The organism is Acinetobacter sp. IK40, from assembly GCF_035615075.1.
In the GTDB taxonomy this organism is placed as follows: Bacteria; Pseudomonadota; Gammaproteobacteria; order Pseudomonadales; family Moraxellaceae; genus Acinetobacter; species Acinetobacter courvalinii.
In genome coordinates, this window is the sequence record NZ_JANBOE010000035.1 from 1 (window position 1) to 806 (window position 806).

Here is an 806-nt window from a genome sequence, read left to right on the forward strand (position 1 = left end):
GGTTCTAAAGATGCCGTGAATGGCGGTCAGATCAAGAATATTTCTGACAGCATCAAGAACAGCATAGGTGGTAACACCACGGTTAATCCGGATGGCAGTATCACCACGAATAACATTGGTGGTACAGGTAAAAACAATATCAATGATGCAATCAGCAATGTGAAAGACGCTGCAACCAAAGCGAAAACTACAGTGACTGAAGGCGACAACATTGTTGTTAAAGAAACGACCAATAAAGATGGCAGTACCAACTACGAAGTATCGACCAAGAAAGACCTGACCTTAGACAGTGTAACGACTGGCGACAGCGTATTGAACAACAATGGCTTAACTATCAAAGATGGTCCAAGCGTTACTAAAGATGGCATCAATGCAGGTAATAAAGTCATTACTAACGTTGCCGACGGTTCAATTGCCAATGGTTCTAAAGATGCCGTGAATGGCGGTCAGATCAAGCATATTTCTGACAGCATCAAGAACAGCATCGGTGGTAACACTACCGTTAATCCGGACGGTAGCATCACCACGAATAACATTGGTGGTACAGGTAAAAACAACATCAATGATGCGATCAAGTCAGTCGATGACAAGGTGACTAATGGTGTAAATGACCTGACCAATAAAGGTCTAAACTTTGCTGGCAATGCGGGTAAAGACGTTCACCGTAACTTGGGTGACAAGCTCAACATCGTGGGTGGTGCTGATGCTGCAATAGCAGAAGACAAGACCAGCGGTGAAAACGTCATTACCCGTACCACAGAAGATGGCATCAAGATTGAATTGTTGAAAGATGCGAAGTTCGACAG

The 806-nt window shown here is 43.9% G+C and carries 1 pseudogene; it reads left to right on the top strand.

The features are described 5' to 3' along the window. Nucleotides 1-806: pseudogene (locus MSG93_RS19255) on the top strand (cell surface protein); the annotation flags it as partial.